Source organism: Arsukibacterium sp. MJ3 (assembly GCF_000987765.1).
Lineage (GTDB): Bacteria > Pseudomonadota > Gammaproteobacteria > Enterobacterales > Alteromonadaceae > Alishewanella.
Window position 1 is genome coordinate 92614 of record NZ_LAHP01000009.1, and the last position, 23347, is coordinate 115960.

21 protein-coding genes and 1 pseudogene are annotated in these 23347 nt (G+C 48.3%); 13 read left to right on the plus strand and 9 right to left on the minus strand.

The window, feature by feature from the left end:
• The first annotated feature begins 2 nt into the window (after positions 1-2).
• The 9 genes from murD (at position 3) to lpxC (ending at position 10339) form a co-directional block, all read left to right on the plus strand.
• Complete coding sequence (murD, locus tag VT06_RS08675) at positions 3-1373, plus strand: UDP-N-acetylmuramoyl-L-alanine--D-glutamate ligase (RefSeq protein ID WP_046553900.1); 1371 nt, start codon at positions 3-5, stop codon at positions 1371-1373.
• Positions 1370-2581, plus strand: a complete 1212-nt coding sequence (gene ftsW / locus VT06_RS08680; RefSeq protein WP_152658999.1) for a cell division protein FtsW — start codon at positions 1370-1372, stop codon at positions 2579-2581. Before murD ends, ftsW begins: the two co-directional genes overlap by 4 nt.
• A complete protein-coding gene (gene murG, locus VT06_RS08685; protein WP_046553901.1) occupies positions 2574-3659 on the plus strand; it encodes an undecaprenyldiphospho-muramoylpentapeptide beta-N-acetylglucosaminyltransferase in 1086 nt (361 codons plus the stop codon). Before ftsW ends, murG begins: the two co-directional genes overlap by 8 nt.
• Positions 3656-5110, plus strand: a complete 1455-nt coding sequence (gene murC, locus VT06_RS08690) for a UDP-N-acetylmuramate--L-alanine ligase (protein WP_046553902.1) — start codon at positions 3656-3658, stop codon at positions 5108-5110. The genes murG and murC overlap by 4 nt, the downstream gene beginning before the upstream one ends.
• Positions 5107-6030 (plus strand): D-alanine--D-alanine ligase, encoded by a 924-nt coding sequence (locus tag VT06_RS08695; protein ID WP_046553903.1) that lies wholly within the window; start codon positions 5107-5109, stop codon positions 6028-6030. Before murC ends, VT06_RS08695 begins: the two co-directional genes overlap by 4 nt.
• A 1-nt stretch (position 6031) precedes the next feature.
• The gene (locus tag VT06_RS08700; protein WP_046553904.1) at positions 6032-6787 is read left to right on the plus strand and encodes a cell division protein FtsQ/DivIB; all 756 of its coding nucleotides are present in this window, start codon (positions 6032-6034) and stop codon (positions 6785-6787) included.
• Positions 6784-8019, plus strand: coding sequence for a cell division protein FtsA (gene ftsA, locus VT06_RS08705; protein WP_046553905.1), 1236 nt, complete (start codon positions 6784-6786; stop codon positions 8017-8019). Before VT06_RS08700 ends, ftsA begins: the two co-directional genes overlap by 4 nt.
• 24 nt (positions 8020-8043) lie before the next feature.
• Entirely contained in the window at positions 8044-9204 is a 1161-nt protein-coding gene (gene ftsZ, locus VT06_RS08710; RefSeq protein ID WP_046553906.1) for a cell division protein FtsZ, read from the plus strand.
• Positions 9205-9427: 223 nt separating this feature from the next.
• On the plus strand, positions 9428-10339 hold the full coding sequence (lpxC, locus tag VT06_RS08715) for a UDP-3-O-acyl-N-acetylglucosamine deacetylase (RefSeq protein ID WP_046553907.1): 912 nt from the start codon (positions 9428-9430) through the stop codon (positions 10337-10339).
• Between the two features lie 130 nt (positions 10340-10469).
• Here the strand turns inward: lpxC and VT06_RS08720 are convergent, their stop codons facing one another.
• The gene (locus VT06_RS08720; protein WP_046553908.1) at positions 10470-10931 is read right to left on the minus strand and encodes a DciA family protein; all 462 of its coding nucleotides are present in this window, start codon (positions 10929-10931) and stop codon (positions 10470-10472) included.
• Between the two features lie 248 nt (positions 10932-11179).
• Here VT06_RS08720 and secA point away from each other — a divergent pair, with 248 nt between their 5' ends.
• Positions 11180-13909 carry a preprotein translocase subunit SecA gene (gene secA / locus VT06_RS08725; protein ID WP_046553909.1) on the plus strand — a complete coding sequence of 910 codons (2730 nt, stop codon included), beginning with the start codon at positions 11180-11182 and terminating at the stop codon, positions 13907-13909.
• Positions 13893-14345 (plus strand): 8-oxo-dGTP diphosphatase MutT, encoded by a 453-nt coding sequence (gene mutT / locus VT06_RS08730; RefSeq protein ID WP_046553910.1) that lies wholly within the window; start codon positions 13893-13895, stop codon positions 14343-14345. The genes secA and mutT overlap by 17 nt, the downstream gene beginning before the upstream one ends.
• A gap of 75 nt (positions 14346-14420) precedes the next feature.
• Here the strand turns inward: mutT and VT06_RS08735 are convergent, their stop codons facing one another.
• The 8 genes from VT06_RS08735 to pilB all read right to left on the minus strand — a co-directional run bounded on the left by VT06_RS08735 (position 14421) and on the right by pilB (position 22098).
• Entirely contained in the window at positions 14421-14945 is a 525-nt protein-coding gene (locus VT06_RS08735) for an invasion associated locus B family protein (RefSeq protein WP_046553911.1), read from the minus strand.
• Positions 14946-15027: 82 nt separating this feature from the next.
• Entirely contained in the window at positions 15028-16041 is a 1014-nt protein-coding gene (locus VT06_RS08740; RefSeq protein ID WP_052750206.1) for a PEP-CTERM sorting domain-containing protein, read from the minus strand.
• A 162-nt stretch (positions 16042-16203) separates the two neighbouring features.
• On the minus strand, positions 16204-16437 hold the full coding sequence (yacG, locus tag VT06_RS08745; RefSeq protein ID WP_046553912.1) for a DNA gyrase inhibitor YacG: 234 nt from the start codon (positions 16435-16437) through the stop codon (positions 16204-16206).
• Positions 16438-16668: 231 nt separating this feature from the next.
• The gene (gene zapD, locus VT06_RS08750) at positions 16669-17415 is read right to left on the minus strand and encodes a cell division protein ZapD (protein ID WP_046553913.1); all 747 of its coding nucleotides are present in this window, start codon (positions 17413-17415) and stop codon (positions 16669-16671) included.
• Between the two features lie 69 nt (positions 17416-17484).
• On the minus strand, positions 17485-18165 hold the full coding sequence (gene coaE, locus VT06_RS08755; protein WP_235357391.1) for a dephospho-CoA kinase: 681 nt from the start codon (positions 18163-18165) through the stop codon (positions 17485-17487).
• Positions 18155-19096: an A24 family peptidase gene (locus tag VT06_RS08760; RefSeq protein ID WP_046553914.1), complete on the minus strand. Its 942-nt coding sequence runs from the start codon at positions 19094-19096 to the stop codon at positions 18155-18157. The genes coaE and VT06_RS08760 overlap by 11 nt, the downstream gene beginning before the upstream one ends.
• Complete coding sequence (locus tag VT06_RS08765; protein ID WP_046553915.1) at positions 19096-20325, minus strand: type II secretion system F family protein; 1230 nt, start codon at positions 20323-20325, stop codon at positions 19096-19098. Before VT06_RS08765 ends, VT06_RS08760 begins: the two co-directional genes overlap by 1 nt.
• Before the next feature lie 78 nt (positions 20326-20403).
• Positions 20404-22098, minus strand: coding sequence for a type IV-A pilus assembly ATPase PilB (gene pilB / locus VT06_RS08770; protein WP_046553916.1), 1695 nt, complete (start codon positions 22096-22098; stop codon positions 20404-20406).
• A 179-nt stretch (positions 22099-22277) separates the two neighbouring features.
• Here pilB and VT06_RS08775 point away from each other — a divergent pair, with 179 nt between their 5' ends.
• Positions 22278-22976, plus strand: a complete 699-nt coding sequence (locus VT06_RS08775; protein ID WP_046553917.1) for a transposase — start codon at positions 22278-22280, stop codon at positions 22974-22976.
• A gap of 222 nt (positions 22977-23198) precedes the next feature.
• A pseudogene (locus VT06_RS18610) lies at positions 23199-23318 on the plus strand (IS110 family transposase); the annotation flags it as partial.
• Between the last annotated feature and the right edge of the window lie 29 nt (positions 23319-23347).

The following is a 23347-nucleotide window of genomic DNA, read 5'->3' on the forward strand; positions in this document are numbered from 1 at the left end:
AAATGAATACTACCCTCAACGCCAAACGCATAGCGGTAGTGGGGCTGGGCCTGTCAGGTCTGGCTACCGTACGCTTTTTGCTGGCGCAAGGGGTAAAACCGGTATTAATGGATAGCCGCCCTAAACCTGCAGGGTTAGAGCAGATAGCCGCCGACAAAGTAGACGGTATTTATCTGGGGGAGTTTGACGCAAACCGCCTGGCGCAAATGGATATGATTATTCTTAGCCCTGGCCTGGCAGTAAGCCATCCGGCCATTCGGTTTGCCAAAGCGCAAGGCGTAGAAGTAATAGGCGATGTCGAATTATTTGCCCGTTTTAATCAAAAACCGGTTATAGCCATTACCGGCTCTAATGGTAAATCAACGGTTACCTCGCTGGTAACCGATATGCTATTACAAAGCGGCATTAACGCTCTGGCAGCCGGAAATATTGGCTTGCCGGTACTTGATGCCTTGCGCCAGCTCGATACCGATGTATTTGTCCTAGAGCTGTCTAGCTTTCAACTGGATACTATTAGCAGCTTGCAAAGCCGCGCCAGTTGTTTATTAAATGTCAGTGCCGACCACCTCGACCGTTATGCCGACATGGCGGCGTATACGGCTTCAAAACAGCAGGTTTTTCAACATACGGCATTAACCGTGTATAACCAGGCCGATGTCAGAACATATCCGGGTGCAACGGCCGGTAATGCTGCCCGTATCGCTATTAGCTTGCTAACAACGGAGTTTACGGCAGGTGCGGCTATAGACAGCCAGGCAGACTACGGCATTACAGAATATCAGGGTGAGCGCTGGCTTAAGGTAGCCGGTACGCCGTTGTTAGCCATTAGCAAGTTAGCGCTAAGTGGCAGCCATAATCAGTTTAATGCCTTAGCGGCAGCGGCGTTGGCGTTAAGTGTTGGTGCCAGTCGTGACGCCATTGCTACCACGTTGCAACGCTTTACTGGCCTGGCCCATCGTTGTCAGTTGGTGTTAAGCCACAAAGGTATCCGCTGGGTTAATGATTCAAAAGCCACCAACATTGGCGCTACGCTGGCGGCTATTGCCGGTTTAAAACCTGAGGTGAGTGGCAAGCTTATTTTAATTGCCGGTGGCGATGCTAAAGGCGCCGATGTCAGCGAATTACAACCGGTATTACAGCGCGATGTTAATTATTTAATTACCTTAGGCCAGGACGGCCCAGCTATTGCTGCGTTGTACCCACAAGCCATTCAGGTTAAAGATATAGTTGCTGCGGTGCAGCAGGCAGTTAAGTTGGCAAAAAATGGCGATATGGTGTTGTTATCACCGGCTTGTGCCAGCCTGGATATGTTTAAAAGCTATGTTCATCGTGGTGAATTATTTGCTAAAACGGTACAGGAGCTGGCGCTATGAATACCGTCGCGAAGCCACTGGCGTTATCGTTTTGGCAACAATCTTGGCATAGCCTGACACAGTTGTGGCACACAGATGAAAGTGCCGCCTACGACAAACTGTTTTTAACCATATTAATGCTTATTTTAGCTATTGGCGTGGTAATGGTAACCAGTGCCTCTATGCCGGTGGCCGAGCGAATATTTAATAATCCATTGCATTTTACTATCCGCCATCTGGTGTATTTAGGTATCGGCTTAACCATGGCGGTATTGGTATTGAGGGTTCCGGTAAGCTGGTGGCATCACGGCAATATGTGGCTGCTACTGTTAGGAATATTGCTATTAGTCGCGGTATTGCTGTTTGGTAAAAATGTTAACGGCAGTACCCGCTGGCTGTCGCTTGGGCCAGTTGGTTTGCAGGCAGCCGAGCCGGCTAAGTTATTCTTTTTTGTCTATCTGGCCAGTTATTTGGTGCGCCGGCATGAAGAAGTACGCGACAACCTGAAAGGTTTTATCAAACCGTTAGTAGTACTGTTTTTATTTGCGGTATTGCTATTAATGCAACCCGACTTAGGCACCGTTATTGTGATGTTTGCCACCGCCGTGGCGTTGCTATTTCTGGCAGGCGCTAAAATAGGGCAATTTATTGGCTTAATCGCCACCGGCGCGATGGCCATTGGCGTGTTAATTGTTTACAGCGAATATCGCTGGAAGCGGGTTACCGCTTTTCTTGATCCCTGGGCAGATCCTTTTGGTAGCGGTTATCAGTTAACGCAATCGTTAATGGCTTTTGGTCGTGGTGGCTGGTTTGGTCAAGGCCTTGGCAACAGTATTCAAAAACTGGAATATCTGCCAGAAGCGCATACCGATTTTATTCTGGCGGTTATTGCCGAAGAAACCGGCTTTGTCGGCATCGCCTTTTTATTAGGCTTACTCTTTACCTTAGTGTATCGCGCGCTGCAGATTGGCCAGCGTGCGCTGGAGAAAAACTTAAGTTTCCATGGTTTTATGGCTTACGCCCTGGCGATCTGGATTGGGTTTCAGGCTGCGGTCAATATTGGCGTGGCAACCGGTGCGCTGCCAACTAAAGGCTTAACTTTACCTTTTGTCAGCTCTGGCGGCAGTAGCCTGGTAATTATGCTGATAGCTGCGGCATTACTGCTGCGCATCGATTTTGAAGTTCGCTTAAAAGGTACGCAGGCACTCAGTGGTGGCAAACATGGCTAAGCCATTGGCGCTGATCATGGCCGGTGGCACCGGCGGGCATATTTTTCCGGCACAAGCAGTGGCAACTGCACTGGCTGCCGATGGCTGGGATATTGCCTGGCTGGGCAGCAATAACCGCATGGAAGCGCAATTAGTTCCCGGTTTTGGCTGGCCATTCTATGGCATAGCGGTAGCGGGTTTACGCGGAAAAGGGCTAACCAGCAAGCTTACCGCACCCTGGATGGTACTAAAGGCTCTGTGGCAGGCAGCCAAAATATGCCGGCAGTTACAACCGAAACTGGTACTGGGATTTGGTGGCTATGCCAGTGGTCCCGGTGGTGTTGCGGCCTGGCTTAACGGTATACCGCTGCTTATTCATGAGCAAAACGCCATTGCCGGCAGTACCAATACCTTACTGGCGCGGCTGGCGAATCAGGTGTTAGTGGCCTTTGACAGTGCGTTTAAAGGCCATAGTAAGCGCCAGTTGGTGGGCAACCCCATTCGGGCGGCGCTATTAAAGTGCCGGCTTAACCGGCCAGACACCCAGTGCCTGAATATACTTATCGTCGGCGGTAGCCTCGGCGCTCAGGCACTAAACCAGGCATTACCGGCGCAGCTAACCGAACTGGCTAATAGCGGGTCTATTGCGGTGCGTCATCAAACCGGCCAACGCATGCAAGCCGAAGTAACGCAAGCCTATCAGGCCTTAACAACGCGTGGTGTTGAGGTAACCGTTAGTGCCTTTATTGACGATATGGCCGAGGCGTATCGCTGGGCCGATGTGCTAGTTTGCCGGGCCGGCGCGCTAACCGTAAGCGAAGTAGCTGCTGTAGGACTGGCCGCCATTTTTGTACCTCTGCCAGGCGCCATTGACGATCATCAAACGGCCAATGCCCGGGTGCTGGCCGACCAGCAAGCGGCGGTAATATTGTCGCAGCAACAATTACAACAACAGGGTGTGCTGCCAATAATGACCCCCTGGTTAACGAATAAAGCGCCGCTGCGCCAGATGGCTGAGCGGGCACAAAGCCTGGCAACCATAGATGCGGCAGCGCATATCGCGGCCTTAAGCCGGCACGTAATAGGACAAGTAGGATGATAACCACCGTACAACACAAAAAACAGGCCATGCGCCGGGTAGAGCGGATCCATTTTGTTGGCATTGGCGGTGCCGGCATGGGTGGCATTGCCGAAGTGTTGCTAAACGAAGGCTATAAGGTTAGCGGCTCTGATATTGCGCCAAACTTAGTAATAGACCGCTTAGTGGCACTGGGTGCTCAGGTAAAATTTGGCCATCATGCCAGCCAGGTTGCTGCCGCCAGCGTGGTTGTGGTATCCAGTGCTATAAAAGCGTCTAACCCGGAAGTGGCCGCCGCTTTAGCGCAGCGTATTCCGGTAGTACGTCGGGCTGAAATGCTTGGTGAGCTAATGCGTTTTCGATATGGTATTGCCATTGCCGGCACCCACGGTAAAACGACTACTACCAGTTTGCTGGCGTCTATTTTTGCCGAAGCCGGTACCGACCCTACCTTTGTTATTGGTGGTTTGCTTAATTCAACCGGCTCCAATGCCCGCTTAGGCGCTGGCCGCTATTTAATTGCCGAAGCCGATGAAAGCGACGCCTCATTTTTGCATTTACAACCCATGGCCACGGTAATTACCAATATCGAAGCCGACCATATGGACACCTATCAGGGTGATTTTGAAAAGTTAAAAGACACCTATCTGGAGTTTTGCCACAATTTGCCATTTTATGGCATGGCAGTAGTGTGTATTGACGATAACGTTTTGCGCGAATTAATACCTGCTATTGGCCGCACGGTACTAACCTATGGCTTTAGTGACGATGCTGACTACCGGATAACCGAGTATAAACAGCAAGGTACGCGAGGGGTTTTTGTTATTACCGATCCGGCTGGCCAGCAGCGTGAAGTACAACTGAATTTACCGGGCAAACATAATGCCCTAAATGCCACCGCCGCTTTTGCCCTGGCGGCAGATGAAGGTATTAGCGAGCAGGCTATATTAGCTGCCCTTGGTAAGTTTGAAGGTATTGGCCGCCGCTTTCAGCAATATGGCGAGTTTGACACTGGCCGCGGTACTGCCTTATTAATTGATGATTATGGCCATCACCCCACCGAAGTGGCGGCAACTATTGCTGCTGTGCGCAGTGCCTGGCCAGAGCGGCGATTAGTGATGGCTTATCAGCCACACCGATACAGCCGTACCCGTGATCTTTACGAAGATTTTACTGCCGTGTTGTCTAGTGTCGACAAACTGTTGCTACTAGAAGTGTACTCCGCTGGCGAAGCACCGATAGCCGGTGCCGATAGCCGTAATTTATGCCGCTCTATTCGTGCCAGGGGCCAACTTGAACCCGTGTATGTCGCCGAGCCTAAGGCATTGGCAGCGGCCCTGGCCGAAGTACTGCAAGATGGTGACATTGTGCTTACTCAGGGGGCGGGCAACATAGGCAGCCTGGTAAAGGAACTGGCGGCGGTAAAGCTGAATATTAACGGCTTAAAACAGCTGTCAGGGAGTGGGCAATGAGCAATTTTGGCAAAGTAGCGGTAATGTTTGGTGGTCATTCGGCTGAACGTGAGGTATCGCTGCGCTCTGGTAAGGCGGTATTAAGTGCGCTGCAACAGGCTGGTATTAATGCCGTGGCCTTTGACCCGGCTGAGCAAGCCCTAACCAGCTTACTTACCGAGGTTAAAGCCGACCGGGTATTTATTGTGTTGCATGGTCGTGGTGGTGAAGATGGCACCATGCAAGGCGCCTTACAATTATTGGCTGTGCCTTACACCGGTAGCGGTGTGTTGGGGTCGGCGCTGGCCATGGATAAAATTCGTTGTAAGCGTTTATTTGTGGCGCAAGACCTGCCTACCGCGCCTTTTGCGGTAGTAACGAACCAAACCGTCGATTACGCCGGCTTACTGGCCGAGCTTGGTGGCAAAGTAATGGTTAAGCCGGCTAATGAAGGCTCTAGTATCGGCATGAGTGCCGCCAGCAACCCCATTGAGTTGCAACAAGCCATAGCAGCGGCCTTGCAATACGACAGCGAAATTTTAGTCGAGCGCTGGCTTAATGGCCGCGAATTCACCATTGCTATTGTTGGTGACAAGGTACTACCGATTGTTGAAATGCGCACACCGCGCGCCTTTTACGATTACGAAGCCAAATATCAGGCCAATAGTACCGAATACTTGTGTCCGGCACCGTTAACGGCCGAGCAAACGGCTGCCATGCAGCACTGTGCATTGGCTGCTTTTAATGCCGTAGGTGCAGCAGGCTGGGGCCGGGTTGACCTAATGCTAAACGAGCAAGGCGAACACTTTTTACTGGAAGTAAACACCGTACCAGGCATGACTGAAAAGTCATTAGTACCGATGGCAGCCAAAGCTGCCGGCTTAACCTTTAGCGAGTTAGTGCTGACCATTTTGCAGCAAACGCTAAGCCAGGATAACTAATATGAATTTACGCCAGTTTTATCAGCAATTAAACCACAGGCCCGGCTTTGTCGCCGGACTGCTGTTTTTTTTGTTGGCGCTGGCGTTGTTAGCCTGGGCCGGGGTGCAGGTGAATAATTATTTGCAAAGCCAGCAAGCTTCGCCGATTAAACAAGTGCGCCTGTATGGCGATTTTCAGCATATTCAGGCGAGCAAGTTGCAACAGCGGTTACAACAAGAATATGTAGGTAATTTTTTCCGGGTAGACGTTGATCAGGTGCAGCAATTCCTGCAGCAACAACCGTGGGTGTATCAGGTAGCCGTGCGCAAACAATGGCCTGATACCTTATTGGTCGTTGTAACAGAGCAGCAGCCGGTGGCAGTCTGGAATCAGCAACAATTGCTCAATAATAAAGGGCAGCTGTTTACTGCCCCACTAAGCGAGCTGATCCCAGTATTGCCCCGGCTACACGGCCCAGAAGGCAGTGAGCAGGATGCCCTGACCATGTTTGGCCATATTCAGAGCTTACTGCAGTTACACCAATTCAGCGCCGAGCAATTATGGTTAAACGAACGTTTTTCCTGGCGCTTGCAATTGCAAGATGGCCTGGCGCTAAAATTAGGACGCCAAGACACCATGAAGCGTTTACAACGCTTTATTGAACTGTACCCGACTATGCAAAACCATCGGGAACAAGCATTAGCTGAAATCGATCTGCGCTATGACACCGGCATTGCCGTGCGTTATGCCAACACGGAGCCAAAGAGAAAAGCATGACAAAGTCGATAGGACGAGATCTGATAGTAGCACTGGATATTGGTACTTCTCAGATAAAAGCGGTAGTAGGCGAAATTACCCCGGATAACCGGCTTAGCATTGTTGGCGTGGGCACTCATGCCTCGCGCGGCATGGATAAAGGCGGTGTTAACGATCTTAATCTGGTGGTGCAAGCGGTACAGCGAGCCATAAACGAAGCGGAACTGATGGCCGATTGCCAAATATCGTCAGTGTATTTAGGTATAACCGGTAAACATATCCGTTGCCAGAACGAAAGTGGCATGGTGCCAATTAACGACACCGAAGTTACCGCTGATGATGTGGCTAGCGTTATCCATGCGGCAAAGTCGGTGCCAATATCCGCCGAGCGGCGCATGTTGCATGTATTACCACAAGAATTTTCAGTAGACATGCAAGAAGGTATTAAAAGCCCGATTGGCATGTCAGGGGTAAGAATGGAAGCCAAAGCGCACATTATTACCTGCGCCAATGACATGGCTAAAAACATTGAAAAATGTGTCGAGCGTTGCGGTTTGCAGGTTGACCAGCTTATTTTCTCGTCATTGGCATCCAGCTATGCCGTGCTAACCGATGATGAAAAAGAACTGGGCGTCTGCGTGGTCGATATGGGCGGTGGCACTATCGATTTATCTATTTATACCAATGGTGCCTTACGCCATACCGCGGTTATTCCGGTAGCGGGTAATCAGGTTACCAGTGATATCGCCAAAATTTTCCGCACGCCAATCAGCCATGCGGAAGATATTAAAGTGCAATATGCCTGCGCCCTGCGCAGCATGGTAGGTAAAGAAGAAAGTATTGAAGTACCCAGCGTTGGTGGCCGGCCCGCGCGTTCTATGTCGCGCCATACCCTGGCCGAGGTTATTGAACCGCGTTACCAGGAATTATTTGAGCTGGTATTAGAAGAAATTCGCAGCTCAGGCCTGGAAGAGCAAATTGCTGCCGGCCTGGTGTTAACCGGCGGTACCTCAAAAATGGAAGGTGCGGTTGAGTTTGCCGAAGATGTGTTTCAAATGCCGGTGCGGGTTGGCCAGCCAATGCACGTTAGTGGTTTAAAAGAATATGTACAAGATCCCGCCTACGCCAGCGTAGTGGGCTTGTTGCTGTATGGCAAAGATGTTCGTGCCCAGCAAAAAAACGCGGCGCAAAGCCGCGATCCAGTTAGCAGCGTGCTGAAAAAAATCAGCAGCTGGTTCAAAGGTGAGTTTTAAGAGCGTAACAACGGAGAAAGAGCTATGTTTGAGTTAATGGAAAACCACAACCAAGAAGCGGTTATAAAAGTAATAGGTGTTGGCGGCGGCGGCGGTAATGCTGTCGAGTATATGGTTGCCAGCAATATCGAAGGTGTAGAATTTGTGGCAGCGAATACCGATGCCCAGGCACTGCGTAATTCATCAGCCAACGTAACCCTGCAACTGGGTGCCAGTGTCACCAAAGGTTTAGGTGCCGGTGCTAACCCGGAAACGGGTCGTCGTGCTGCTGAAGAAGATCGCGAAACCATCAAAAAAACCCTGCAAGGCGCCGATATGATCTTTATTGCTGCCGGTATGGGCGGTGGTACCGGCACTGGTGCAGCGCCTATTGTTGCTGAAATTGCCCGTGAACTGGGTATTTTAACAGTAGCGGTAGTAACCAAGCCATTTCCATTTGAAGGTAAAAAGCGTACTGCTTATGCCGACGAAGGTATTCTGGAATTAAGCAAATATGTTGATTCACTCATCACCATACCTAACGACAAGCTGTTAAAAGTATTGGGCAAAGGCACCAGCCTGCTCGACGCCTTTAAAGCCGCCAACAATGTGTTATTAGGTGCGGTGCAGGGTATTGCTGAATTAATTACCCGGCCAGGTTTGATCAATGTCGACTTCGCCGACGTACGTACGGTAATGTCTGAAATGGGCACCGCCATGATGGGTACTGGCCGCGCGTCAGGGCCAGATCGTGCCGAAGAAGCTGCCGAGCAGGCTATTTCCAGCCCGTTGCTCGAAGATATCGATTTATCCGGTGCCAAAGGCATTTTGGTAAATATAACCGCTGGCCTGGATATTAGCATTGAAGAGTTTGAAATTGTCGGTAATGCGGTTAAAGCCTTTGCCTCTGAAAATGCTACCGTAGTAGTAGGTGCAGTAATTGATCCGGAAATGCACGACGAGTTGCGGGTAACCGTAGTTGCTACCGGTATTGGTGCTGATCGCCGGCCAGACATTAGCCTGGTACCGAGCCATCGCCCAGAGCCAATGCAGGCCTATGTGCAGCAAGGTAATACCATGCGCCAGGCGGCTCCGGCAGCTAACCCGCATAAAGAAGAACTGGCGCAGCAAAAAAACCAGCCAGAAAACAAAGCGGGTATCGACATTTTCGATATCCCAGCGTTTTTGCGCAAGCAGGCTGACTAAACCGTTATAGCCGTTATAGCCGATATAATAGAAGCGATAAAGAAGCGATAAAAAAGCGGACAAAGCAGCAAGTGTAGCTAAAACAGTAGCGACAAGTAAAATTAAGCCACTGTTCAGTTGGCATTTGCCAACATAGCCACTACTGTCAAGTGGCATGATTAGCAAAATTATGCTAATATTCGCCGCCATTTTGTGATTGCTTAAATTTGAGCAGGAATAAATTATGATTAAACAACGTACCGTCGCAAAAACTGTCAGTACTATTGGTGTAGGGTTGCACAAGGGTGAAAAGGTTACGCTCACTCTCCGACCTGCACCCGACAATACGGGCATTATGTTCCGTCGTGTTGACCTGAAGCCGATAGTCGACTTTAAAGTTACCCCAGAAATGGTCGGTGACACGGTAATGTGTACCTGTTTAATTAATAAACAAGGCGTGCGGCTGTCTACCACCGAGCATTTAATGGCTGCTATTGCTGGCTTGGGCATCGATAATTTAATTATCGATGTCGACTCAGCTGAAATACCTATTATGGACGGCAGTGCTAATCCGTTTGTGTATCTGCTGCTTGAAGCGGGTGTTAGCGAGCAAAAGTTGGCGAAAAAGTTTATTCGTATCAAGCGCAACGTTCGGGTAGAAGACGGCGATAAATGGGCCGAAATTCGCCCGCATAACGGCTTTAAAATTGACTTCGCTATCGATTTTGATCACCCGGTCATTGCTAAAACCCAGCAGCGCATGCAACTCGATTTCTCCGCTGCCGGCTTTATCAAAGATATCAGCCGCGCCCGTACTTTTGGGTTTTTGCACGATATCGAATACCTACGGGCTAACAACCTGGCACTGGGCGGTAGCTTCGACAACGCCGTGGTATTAGATGAATTCCGGGTATTAAACCAAGACGGTCTGCGTTACGAAGACGAGTTTATCAAACATAAAATTCTGGATGCCATCGGCGATTTATACATGGCAGGTTACAGCATACTGGGCGAGTTTATCTCATACAAAACCGGCCATGCCTTAAACAACCAGCTGTTATGCGCCGTATTAGCACAACAAGAAAACTGGGAATTTGTCAGCTTTGAAAATAAAGCAAAAATGCCCATCTCCTACCTGGCACCACAACTAGCCTAATTTGGCCCTAAAATTTAAAAAACCGACATTACGTCGGTTTTTTTATACCTAAAATAAAATGGGTCAGAGTGATTTACTGGAATAGGAACTGAATATCTGAATAAATAATGAATAAAGGGTCAGAGTGATTTTATTTGGCTAGTAGTCGGGCTAGTGCTTGTTTTACGTTATCGTCGCTGTGCTGTAGTGCTTGTTCTAGCGACGCTCTGGCGCTATCAGACAACCCCTTAGCCTGGCGATTTTTTGCGGGTACCGTGGCAGTTTTTGCTGCAGCTTGAGCAATCTGGCCGTGCGGCGACACTTCAATATCAATTCCCGCTAAATCAGGCAAGATTTTTTGTCTGAAATTGTCTAGAATGGCATCGCGCTGCATCTTTAACCGGTTAGCCCAACCTGGCGATTGACATAAAATAACCGCCCGGCCGGCAGTAATGCTCGATACCTGGCAGAAACTCAGTTGCTCTAGTTGTAAAATATGGCATAGCTCGGTATTTAATTTGCGCACAAGTTCATACTGCTGTTGCATGGTCGCCAGTGAGCTCTGGCCAAACAGCTTAGTTAAATCTTCGGGTTTATGGCTATAGCGTTTCATCAGCAGCGTACTTAACGGGCGTAATTGCAGGCCGGTTAAGTGTAACAGGTTTTAGTAATGCCGGGCTTGCCCAATTTGCAACGCTGGCCTTACTGATGAAGCTTGAAAGTATCACAAAGCATCACCATATAAGTGTCATCATATTCTGTCGATAGCCGCGTTGTTGGCTGGCAGTAAATCACAACAATAATTAATAACTGGCCTGGCCAGGGCTGCAAAGCAGTTTTAACTTAAATGGTAACTGGATAATGTTTGGAAAATTTTTCGCCAAATTAGTTGGCAGCCGCAACGACCGCTTCTTAAAAAAACAGCAGAAACAGGTGCAGCAAGTTAATGCACTGGAAGCGCAATACCAAGCCTTGTCTGATGACGCCCTAAAGCAAAAAACTGCCGAGTTTAAGCAGCGGTTGCAAGACGGTGCCAACCTAGAGTCTATTTTGCCCGAAGCCTTTGCCACCGTGCGCGAAGCCAGTACCCGGGTGTTTAAAATGCGCCATTTTGACGTGCAGTTACTCGGCGGTATTGTGTTGCACCAGGGCCGTATTTCTGAAATGCGAACCGGTGAGGGTAAAACTCTTACTGCCACCTTACCGGCTTATTTAAATGCGTTAAGCGGTAAAAGCGTACATGTTATTACGGTTAACGACTACCTGGCCCGCCGCGACGCCGAAACTAACCAGCCCTTGTTTAGCTTTTTAGGCTTAACTGTTGGCGTTAACGTACCGGGCTTATCGCATCAGGCAAAACAGCAAGCGTACCAGGCCGACATTACCTACGGCACTAATAACGAATTTGGTTTTGATTACCTGCGCGACAATATGGCATTTTCGCCACAAGACCGGGTGCAACGTGATCTGGCTTTTGCCATTATCGATGAAGTTGACTCCATTTTAATTGACGAAGCCCGCACCCCGCTTATTATTTCTGGCCCGGCCGAAGACAGCTCAGAGCTTTACAAACAAATTAATATTTTGGTGCCGCAGTTAGAAAAACAAGAAAAAGAAGACGAAGAAGACAAACATGGTGATGGCCACTTTACTGTTGATGAAAAAGCCCGTCAGGTATATTTAACCGAGCAAGGCCAAATTAAAGTAGAAGACATGCTGCGCGAAGCCGGCATGATAGGCGAGCAAGACACCTTGTTCTCTGCCGCCAACATAACCTTGTTACACCATGTGTATGCTGCACTGCGCGCTCATCAGCTGTTTAAACGCGACGTTGACTATGTGGTAAAAGACGGTGATATCGTTATTGTTGACGAACACACCGGCCGTACCATGGAAGGCCGCCGTTGGTCAGAAGGCCTGCACCAGGCAGTTGAAGCAAAAGAAGGGGTGCGCATTCAAAACGAAAACCAAACCCTGGCTTCTATTACTTTCCAAAACTACTTCCGTTTATATAAAAAACTGGCCGGTATGACCGGTACTGCCGACACCGAGGCATTCGAATTTCAGCAAATTTATGGCCTTGAAACCATAGTAGTGCCCACTAACCGGCCAATGGTTCGAAACGACATGGCCGATTTAGTCTACTTAACTGCCGACGACAAATACAACGCCATAATTGAAGATGTGGTAAAAGCCCGCGACGCTAAACGGCCGGTGCTGGTGGGTACTGCCTCCATTGAAAGCTCTGAATACTTGTCTGATTTATTGAACAAAGCCAAAATTAAACATCAGGTGTTAAACGCTAAATTTCACGCCAACGAAGCGCAAATTATTGCCGATGCCGGCCGCTCTGGCACCGTTACTATTGCCACCAACATGGCCGGTCGCGGTACCGATATTGTTTTAGGCGGTAGCTTACAATCTGAATTAGCCGGTATTGCCGACAAAACCGATGACAAGGTGGCGCAAATTACCGCCGACTGGCAAATTCGTCACGACGAAGTAATTACCGCCGGTGGCCTGCACATTGTTGGTACCGAGCGCCACGAATCGCGGCGTATCGATAATCAGCTGCGTGGCCGTTCAGGTCGCCAGGGTGATCCGGGCTCATCACGTTTTTACCTGTCGCTAGACGATACCTTAATGCGCATTTTTGCTTCAGACCGCATGGCCGGCATGATGCGCCGCTTGGGCATGGAGCAAGGCGAAGCTATTGAACACCCTTGGGTAAGCCGCGCTATTGAAAACGCTCAGCGTAAAGTAGAAGCGCGTAACTTCGACATTCGTAAGCAATTGCTTGAATTTGACGATGTTGCCAACGATCAACGTAAAGTAGTGTACGAGCAGCGTAACGAGTTGCTTGATGCCAGTGACATCAGCGAAACGGTAAGTGCCATTCGTGATGACGTAGTAGAGTCGGTATTTGGCCAATATGTGCCGCCACAATCGTTAGATGAAATGTGGGATATTCCGGGTTTAGAGCAACGCTTAAAAGCCGACTTCGCGCTAGATTTACCGGTAAGCCAATGGCTGGCTGATGACAAAAAACTGTTTGAAGAAAAGCTGCGCGACAAAATTCAGCTGGAGTTTAATAGCGGTTATCAGCATAAAGAACAACTGGTTGGCGTGGGTGTGCTGCGCCAATTTGAAAAATCAATTATGTTGCAAAGCCTTGATACGCACTGGAAAGAGCACTTAGCGGCAATGGACCACCTGCGTCAGGGCATTAACCTGCGTGGTTATGCTCAGAAAAACCCCAAGCAAGAATATAAGCGTGAAGCCTTTGAGTTATTTTCAAACATGCTCGACGAGCTAAAAGTAGACGTTATTGGTATTTTAAGCCGGGTGCAGGTTAAAGCTGCTGAAGATGTAGAAGCCGTAGAAGAGCAGCGCCGTAAAGCCGACGCCGTGCCACACAATTATCAGCATGCGGCTGCCGAGCAACTGGGTGGCCAGGCACCAAATGCCGTGGTTAATACTAACGACATGCCTACACCAGTTGTACGCGAAGGCGACAAAGTTGGCCGTAACGACCCTTGCCCTTGTGGATCAGGTAAAAAATATAAGCAGTGTCATGGCAAGCTTAGCTAAGCCAAGCAGCAGCAAGTTGCTAAACCCACGGCCACAGCTACATGTGGCTGTGGGGGTTATCCTGCGCCAGCAGCACGTGTTGCTGGCGCTGCGTAGTGCAAGCCAGCATCAGGGTGGCAAGTGGGAATTTCCCGGTGGTAAAGTAGAGCAGGCTGAAACAGTAGCCGCTGCGCTTAGCCGCGAGTTAAAAGAAGAGTTGGCCATTACCGTTACCGCCGCCGAACCCTTTATGCTATTAACGCATAGCTACCCAGAGCGCGAAGTAACATTGGATATCTGGCTGGTAACCGCCTTTACCGGCAGCCCCGAAGGGCTGGAAGGCCAACCCCTGCAGTGGGTAAATATTGCTGACTTACCCACTATTACCTTACCCGAAGCAAACCTGCCCATTGTGCAAAAGCTGCAGAAACTGCAAAAACTGCAACAGTTACTGTAATTTCAGCAGCTTACTTAGCCAAAGCTGCTAAAAGCATATATAAACCTAGCCGTTTTATTTTATTACTTATTGCCACTACTGGCCGCCATTTTTAACTGTTAAGCTGGCTAGTGCTTCACTAAAACCGCGTAACGAAAATTTTATTTCTCTTGGCGTTTGCTCGCTAACAAACAGTTTTACGCTAAATGCGGCATTGCTTTGCATAGCCTGTTGCATAGCAGGGGTTAATACCACTAATACCTTACAACCTTCCGGTAAACATACGGTAACAGGCGCTTGATGCTGCAGTTTACCTATACCTATCGCTACCCCTGGTGGCAAATATATACCCAGTGGTAAATTAAGCTGCATTACCGGATCTTGCTGTTGGTTTAGTAGCGATATCTGGCTGGAATAAATAATACTGGGGTTTTCGGGGTTTTGTAGGCCCTGCGACATTACGCACTGGGTTTTACAAACCGTGCGCCAATCGCCATATTGGCTAATGCTGTTGCTGTTTTGGGCTTGAGCTTGCGGGCTAAAAAGTGTTGCAGCCAATGCCACGCCAGCAACTAATGCCGAGCAAGTTAAGGTAAAGCGTCTGCTAAAAAGTGTTGCCATTATTGTAATCCTTTAAAAATAAAGCCCTGCACAAGGCAAGGCTTTTAGTCGTAAAACTACACTACGGGTTAGTGCTTATAAATTACAGCTTAGCATAGCGTTTGCGACGGGCAAACAGCGCTAAAATACCACTACCAAATAATAACAAGCTGGCTGGTGCCGGTACTGGCGTTGGGTCATTCGGGTCATTTGGGTCAACTACCACCACACCACCTACACCAGAAAAACCAAAAATATAGGTAGGCGTAATAGCACCGCTAGCATCAGCAAAACCGTTCTGATCGGCATCTAAACCAGACCAACCGAACGAATACACCTCTGCACCCACCTGGCTTAAGGCAGCTAAAGCCGCATCACGGTTGGCCGCACCACCATAGAAAATATTAAAGGTAAAGGTTTCTCTGGCCAGTAAAGCACCAAAGTCAAAATCGAAGTTAGCGCCAATATCATTAGGGCCAGCAGCAGTAAAATCACCACTAAAGCCTAATTGTGGTGAGCAAGATGCTAGCGGGTTAGAGCTACAAAAACCATTGTCATTAGCGCCTAATACGGCGCTTGCCCCAGCAGTGCCAGCAATAGTTACAAACTCACTAAATGGAGTAGGTGAGGTATCCCAATCAAAATTGCGACGATACAACAAGTTAGCAATATCAACCCCGCTTGTGTTTTCAATAGTTACCGTTACCTGATACAAGTTGTCAGTTGCAGTGGCTAAGGCAAAAGCGTGCGTTATTTGCAGCAAGCCGCCCATAGACGTTACCGAGGTTGCCGTAGTAGCCGTACTGTTAAAGCTAACCAAGCTTAGACCTGACGTGCCGCGTGACTCATTGGCATAGCCAGAACTACCATTTGCTGCAACACCCCAGCCTTCACATTCGCAACCATGGTAGGTTGCTTCATATTCCACACCATCGCTAATATAGCGCAAGCCAACTCCGGTAATCCCGGTAACATCGGCATTGCCACCCGACACGTTTAAATTACCTAAATCGTTTACACCTAGTGCAACATTACCATCAGTTATAATCATCGAGGCTTGGCATAAGCTTGCCATGCTAAGTAAAGCACCTACTGCTGCCAGTTTTAAAATTTTCATAGGTTTCATCCTGAAAGTTATTTAAAATTGTATTACAACGCGAGTTATCAGCATAAAAAGTGCCAATGTTTAAAGCATTGAAAAACAATGTAAATAAATTGTACCTATTATAAAATTGTAAAGAAAGCAGACGAACTAAACGGCCTTGGACCGATGTAAGGGTTACTCTTTAAAAAACTGATTATCCTGCGCCATAAACGCTTCTTCTAGTTCGGCCAAATATTGCTCAGTTAAATTGGCATCTGTCGGTGCTTTATCGGCAATGCGGTGGTTTTCGGCTGCCCAGTCGCCTAAGTCGATAAGTTTACAGCGTTCAGAGCAAAACGGCCGAAAGGCTGAGCTGGCATCCCAAATAACCGCGGTGCTGCAAGTAGGGCATTTAACAGTGGTAGACATAAAATAACACTCGGTTTAAAGCGCAAAAACGGCGCTTAGTATAGCAGATAAGGCAGTTGAACACAGTTTGCTATAGCTGCAATAATTTGGATCGCTGCAACCGGATTACCCACGCTGACACGCCGTAAACCCCTCCCTTGAGTCTTCTTTTCGCCCGTGTGGGGCAAAAACGGTCGGCTTAGGGTAATTCGGTTTTCGCTATGGGTTTACGCTTCGTTTTTAGCATCAGAATTAACAGCAAGCTAACTGAAACTCTTGCGATGTTGCCGCGGCACTGCGGGCGCTGTCGGCGTCTAGTTGCATAAACCGAATAGCATAGCGGTATTTATTACCACTTACCGTCGGGTAAATACCTTGGTAAGCTTGGTACTTAATGCGCAGCATTTCATATTGCTCGGCATTTTGCTGATAAAAACCATTGTCGGCTACTACGCTTTGAAACTGGCTACGCTCTCTTATAAAATTCAGCACATAGCTAATAGCCTGCGAGGCCAGTTCAACCTGGTTAAGCCAGCCTTGGGCTTGCGTTTGGCGTTCGGCCATGGGTAAATGAAACCAGTATTGCAGTTGTGGCATGTCAAAGTAGCAGCAACCACCTGGAAAACTAAAACGTTGCCGTAGCGGCGCTAAAAAATTATCGTCTTTTAAGCCTGCCAGCAATTTGCCGCTTCGCAGCAGTTCAGATTGCATGCGCACCGCCGCTTGCAGCAGGGTTTGTAATTTACTGTCTGACACCGACGGATGCTGCGACCACAACACCAGCTGGCTTTCACAGCGCTCCATGTCTTTAATAAGATCAGGGCGCACATCATTGCGATCCATTACTTCAATTAAGGCAAACAGGCTGGTAAAAAAGCTTTGTTGCTGGCTTTCATCGGCTAGTGTTAACAAGCATTGCACTTGCTGCAATAAAAATTCCAGGCGCAAGTAAGTGCGTATTTTTTCATTTAGCGGGTGCTCGTAGATAATGTCGCTCATACTTGCTATGGCCTGTAGTGGAAATAGGTTACTTAACAGCGCTGCTGCACCGCGTTTACTATGGCACGCTTAAGCGGGCGTGGCCATGCTAATATAACGCTGGTGTAGTTGCTGTACTTGTTGCTTTAGCAGGGGTGCTGCTCCGTTATTGTCAATAATGTCATCAGCTAAGGCCAAGCGCTCTGGCCGGCTTATCTGGCTGTTAATAATTGCCTGGATCTGCTGTTCACTGACGCCATCCCGGCTTAGAGTACGCAATAGCTGGTTTTGTTCCGTAATATCTACCACCACTACCCGGTTAACCACGCTATTAAGCTTATTTTCTAGCAACAGTGGCGCAATTAACAACACATAGGGTGCGGCCGGTAAGGCGTGTAATTGCGCCAGCATAGCGGCGCGTATTGCCGGGTGCATTACGCTATCTAGCCATTTTTTGGCGTTAATATCACTAAAAATTAATTGGCGCAGCGCAGCCCGGTTTAGGGTTTTATCGCTTGTTAGCACGCTTTGCCCAAAATGCGCGGCAATTTTCGCCAGTAACGGGCTGCCCTTTGCTACCACTTCACGCGCCACAATGTCGGCATCTACTGCCGGCACGCCAAGGCTGTTAAATAGCTCAGCTACCGTGCTTTTACCACAGCCAATACCGCCGGTTAAACCGACAATAAAGCGGTTTTGCCCGGCGGCTTGTGAATGGGGAGCGTGCGAATAAAGCTTTTTCGAATTAGCGGCGTGCAAATTAGTTGCCAAGGTAACGTAAATACATATTAGTAAGCGGTTCACCCCATAACAAGGCAATAAAGCCGGCGGCGGCAATATAAGGGCCAAACGGAATAGGCGTGGCTTTATCGCGGCCTTGTATCGCCAACATACTGGCGCCTATAACCGCCCCCACTACCGACGACAATAAAATAATTAATGGCAGCTGTTGCCAGCCCAGCAGGGCGCCAAAAATAGCCAGCAATTTAAAATCGCCATAGCCCATGCCTTCTTTGCCGGTTAATAGCTTAAAGCCCCAATACACCAGCCATAAGCTTAAATAGCCAGCTGCGGCGCCAATAATGGCGGTGGCCGGGCTTACTAAGGCGGCGTCGGTTAAGCTAAAAACCAGTGCCAGCCATAATAGCGGCAAGGTAAGGCTGTCGGGCAGTAGCATAGTGTCAATATCAATAAAGCTTAGTGCTATTAAGCCCCAGGTAACCAGTATTAACACTAACGCCAGGCTGCTAACGCCATATTGCCAGGCCACTAAGGCTGAAAGCAGTGCGGTTAGCGCCTCTACTGCCGGGTAGCGGCTGCTTATTGGGGTTTTGCAGTGGCGACAGCGGCCTTTTAACAGCAGCCAGCTAACTAGCGGAATATTATCGCGCGCGGCTATGGGTGCATCGCAGTTGGGGCAGGCTGAACGTGGCACCGCCAGATTATAACGTGCGGCTTTTTGTGCGGCATTAGCGCTTGCCGCCTGGCTAGTAGCATTAGCGCCTGCGGCGTTGCCTTTGCTAGTAACAACCGCATCAGCTTGAAAATACGCTTGGTATTCTTGCTGCCACTCGCGCTCCATCATTTTTGGTAGCCGGTACACCAGCACATTTAAAAAGCTGCCTATTAGTAAACTAATAACTGCAGTAAGGCTAATAAATACCGCCGGCTGCTGGCTTAAATACTCGGCTAATACACTCATTAAACAATAGCGCCCATAGCAAATATCGGCAGATACATGGCTATAATTAAACCACCAATTACTACGCCTAATACCGCCATTATCATTGGCTCTAGTAGCGCCGTTAGGCCATCTACCGCATCATCTACTTCTTGCTCATAAATGTTGGCTACTTTTTCCAGCATACTGTCCAGTGCGCCCGACTCTTCACCAATCGAGACCATTTGTATTACCATTTCCGGAAAGCGGTCGGTTTGGCGCATGGCCTGGTACATTTGGTTACCCGATGATACTTCTTCGCGTACATGTAAAATGGCGTTACGGTAAATTTCATTACCCGAAGCACCCGCCGCCGACTCCAGCGCTTCAATAAGTGGTACACCGGCGGCAAAGGTAGTGGCCAGGGTGCGGGCAAAGCGCGCTACTGCCGCTTTATTTAAAATATTACCAATTACCGGCGCTTTTAAAATCCAGCCATCGGCCATTGTTCTAAATTTTAAGTTATTGGCATAAGCCTTTTTCACCAGGTAACCAAAAGCAAATAGCCCGGCTAGCACCACCCACCAGTATTGCTGCATTAATTCGGAAATACCCAATACAAATAGCGTAAAGGCTGGCAGTTCAGCACCGAAGCCAGCAAATATTTCAGCAAATTGTGGTACTACAAAAATCAGCAATACCGAGGTAACTATAAACGCCACTACCAATACCGCTATCGGGTAAAACATGGCTTTTTTAATTTTCGATTTAAGCGCTTCAGCCTTTTCTTTATAAATGGCTATACGGTCAAAAATGCGGTCGAGCGCACCCGATTGCTCACCCGATTTTACTAAATCGCAATATAGCTCATCAAAGTATTTTGGGTGCTCGCGCAGCACTTCAGATAACGGAATACCGGCTTGTATTTTTACCGATATTTTCTGCATTAGTACCCGTAAGCTTTTATTGTCACTGCCATTAGCAATTAAATCGATGCTTTGCACTAACGGCACACCGGCGCCTAACATGGTGGAGATTTGCCGGGTAACCACAGAGATGTCGGCCGGGGTAATTTTTTTCTCGCCACCAAATAACGATTTGGGTTTACGCTTAACTTTAGAGGGGGTAATACCTTGCTGGCGTAATAAGGCTTTTACCTCGGCAATGCTATTGCCTTTAAGCTCGCCATCGGCTTTTTTACCACGGCGGTTTACGCCTTTATATTGGTATATTTCCAGCTCTTTTATTTTAAATTTTTGTGCCTGAGCCATAATGGTTGTCCTGTTGCGGCGTTAATGCGCCAAATAAAGTAAAAGTGCGCTATTTACTTAGCGCTAATCGCTAAACCCTTAGCCCTTAGTTACCCGGTTTACTTCGGCTAAGCTGGTCATGCCGGCGGCGGCTTTAATTAAGCCCGACTGGCGTAAGCTGTAAATGCCTTCTTTTTCGGCTTGCTTAGCAATATCTAACGAATTACCGTCGGCCATAATAATATCGGCCATTTTGCCGCTTATGGGCATTACCTCGTAAATACCCACCCGGCCTTTATAGCCATTGGTGCAACTGTCGCAGCCGACCGGTTTAAAAATGGTAATGCTGCTAAGTTGTTCGGCTAAAAAGCCCTGGCGCAGTAATTCTTGCTCGGGTAATTGCTCGGGTGCTTTACACTTAGAGCACAGCCTACGCGCTAAGCGCTGGGCAATAATTAAGGTAACTGAACTGGCCACGTTATAGGCAGGTACGCCCATATTAAGCAAGCGGGTAAGGGTTTCGGGCGCCGAGTTGGTGTGCAGGGTAGATAACACCAAGTGGCCGGTTTGCGCCGCTTTTATGGCTATTTCGGCGGTTTCTAAATCGCGTATTTCACCTACCATTATTACGTCGGGGTCTTGCCGTAAAAACGACTTTAGCGCGGTAGCAAAGGTTAAGCCAGCGCGCGGGTTCATTTGTACTTGGTTAATGCCGGTAAGGTTAATTTCTACTGGATCTTCAGCGGTAGAAATATTGGTCTCGCTGGTATTTAAAATAGCCAGCCCGGTATACAGCGACACCGTTTTACCGCTACCGGTAGGGCCGGTAACCAATATCATGCCTTGCGGCTGCGCCAGTGCCGCCAAATAGCGCTGCTTTTGCACGTCTTCATAGCCTAATATATCGATACCCAGCATGGCGCTGTCGGAATCGAGTATCCGCATTACAATTTTCTCGCCCCACAAGGTGGGCAGGCTGCTTACCCGAAAGTCGATTGATTTTTTTGCCGATAACTTAAGCTTAATGCGACCATCTTGCGGTACGCGTTTTTCGGCAATATCGAGCCGCGCCATTACTTTTAAACGCGCCGACAAGCGGGTGGCCAGTGCTACCGGTGGGTTGGCCATTTCATGTAATATGCCGTCGATACGAAAGCGAATGCGGTACATTTTCTCGTACGGTTCAAAGTGTAAATCTGAGGCGCCTTTACGAATGGCATCTAGCAGCATTTTATTAATAAAGGCAATAATTGGCTGGTCTTCTTTATCGGTTTGTACGCCGCCTTCTTCTTCTACTTCTTCAATAATGCCCATCGAGCCTAAGTCCCAGTCGGCGGCATCGCCGGCCAGGTTAAAGCTGCTATCAAACAGTTTTTCAATTAGTTTTTGCAGCTTATCAAATTCAACTACTACGGTTTCGGCATTTAGGCCGGTGTTAAATTCAAAATCTTCAATTGCTGCCATATTGGTGGGGTCAACCACCGCTAAATACATATTGCGGCCGCGCTTGGCCAGCGGCAGCATATCGTTTTTACGAATAAGTTTTTCGTTACGTAAGTCTTCTGGTACGTATTCTAGCTCGTAGTAATCTAGGTCAATGCTTAGCGCCTGGCTTACCTGTGCCGCCAGCTCAGCTAAGCGCACCGAGCCTATTAGTTTTTCATTAATTAATAATTCGGGCAGGGTGCGGTATTGGCTGGCTTTTTCGCTTATGGCTTTAGCGGCCTTATCATTATCAATAATGCCTTGCTGCAATAGCCGTTTTAATAATGTGGAATTTGCATTAACCGCCATAAAGCGTAAATATCCTGACTATGCTGTTAACTTTTATCATTATCTTGATTATGCCAGCATTTAGCACTTATTCAAGTTTATAGTGTACCTAGTGGCTAATGCCATAAATTAGGGTCAGAACAAAATTAAATTGTCGGCTATGCTTAAATTATTTCTGCTTGCGGCAATAGGAGTTTTTTATGGCAAGATTGCCTCGTGTTCATCTGCCAGGTGTGCCTGAGCATGTTATTCAACGTGGTAATAACAAGCAGGTGTGTTTTGCCTGCGATGACGATTTTGCCGCCTATGCCAATTGGCTGCAAGAATTTGCGGAGAAATTTCAGGTGCAACTGCACGCTTGGGTGTTTATGACTAATCATGTGCATTTGTTATGTACAGCAACTGACCATACTGGCATAAGCCTGATGATGCAAAGCTTGGGCCGGCAGTACGTGCGCTACTTTAATCGGCGCTATAATCGCAGCGGTACGTTATGGGAGGGGAGGTTTAAGTCTTGCTTGGTGCAAAGCGAGCAATATGTGCTGGCTGTGTATCGCTATATTGAGATGAACCCGGTAAGAGCGGGCATGGTTCCTGCTGCAGCTAACTACCACTGGTCCAGCCATGGTGTTAATGCGCTGGGTTGGACATCGGCATTGTGCCAGCCACATCAGTGCTACCTTGCGCTGGCAACTACCGCCGAAGAAAGGTTGCAATATTACCGTGGGCTATTTAATGCTGAAATAAACGAAACCATGCTGCAACATATTCGCAGCGCAACAAAAAGTGGCATGGCGCTGGGTAGCGAAAAGTTTAAACAGCAAGTGGCTGCGCTAACGGGTAGGCGCCAGCAGCCAGCAAAGCGTGGTCGGCCAAAAGCAGGTGGTAAAGGTGGTTAGAGGGAAGGGCAGTTAATTTTGTTCTGACCCTAATTTTAAGGGTGATTAATTTTATTTCAGGGTGATGCACAATCGGATGGATCCGGCGACTCAATTAAAGTGATTGATGTTTGTGTAGATAAGAGGGAAGGGCAGTTAATTTTGTTCTGACCCCAATTTTATCAGAGGGAAAGGCAGTTAATTTTGTTCTGACCCCAATTTTATTTTGTTCTGACCCCAATTTTATTAGCCAAAGGTAAGCCTAAAAAAGTAGCTTTGGTCGCGGTGATGCGAAAATTACTGGTACTGGCTTTTGGCGTATTGAAATCAGGAAAGCCGTTTGATGTTAATTACCAACATTAATCAAATTTGGGCTTGATCCTCAAGACAGT